At 40.8% G+C, this 532-nt stretch carries 2 protein-coding genes; both read right to left on the reverse strand.

Features of this window, described 5'->3' with window-relative positions; genetic code table 11:
- The coding region (locus tag DNK85_RS11410; RefSeq protein WP_119329624.1) for an SDR family NAD(P)-dependent oxidoreductase at window positions 1-200 on the reverse strand (200 nt) is incomplete at its 3' end.
- Window positions 193-532, reverse strand: a 340-nt coding sequence (locus DNK85_RS11415) for a DMT family transporter (protein WP_162896715.1), incomplete at its 5' end; no start/stop codon positions are given. The genes DNK85_RS11410 and DNK85_RS11415, both read right to left, overlap by 8 nt.

Here is a 532-nt window from a genome sequence, read left to right on the forward strand (position 1 = left end):
CCAACATCTAAACTCACTGCGTGTACCCTGGCATGATCAGCAACCTGTAACAATTCCGTATAGGCGCTCTCTAACCTTTCCTTATTTTGTGAGATAAGCACCACTTTATAGTCTTGGCTAAGCAAATAACGCGCAAGCGCCTTACCAATACCACTGCTGGCACCTGTTACAACGGCAATAGCTCTGCGTGCGTTAGGCATACATTTTTCTCCTTACGTAACTGAATAACTTTTGCTTTAAATTATACACAGGAAGTGTGGCCAACAGTATTCCTGATAAAACCAGTAAAAATCCTATTACATGGTAAGTATGGATTTTCTCCCACAGAAAGCCAATAGCAAGTAAGGAACTAAACACTGGCAATAAATTAAAAAAATAAGCAGCAATAGCACGTCCCACCGTTCTAACGCCTATGTTCCAAAAGCTAAATGCTAAAATTGAGGCAAAAACTCCCGCATAGAAAATACTGCCTACCGTTTGCCATTGCCAAACTATCGTTAATCTGTGATACCATTCCCATAAAGATAGTGGC

The organism is Cysteiniphilum halobium, assembly GCF_003574425.1.
Lineage (GTDB): Bacteria > Pseudomonadota > Gammaproteobacteria > Francisellales > Francisellaceae > Caedibacter > Caedibacter halobius.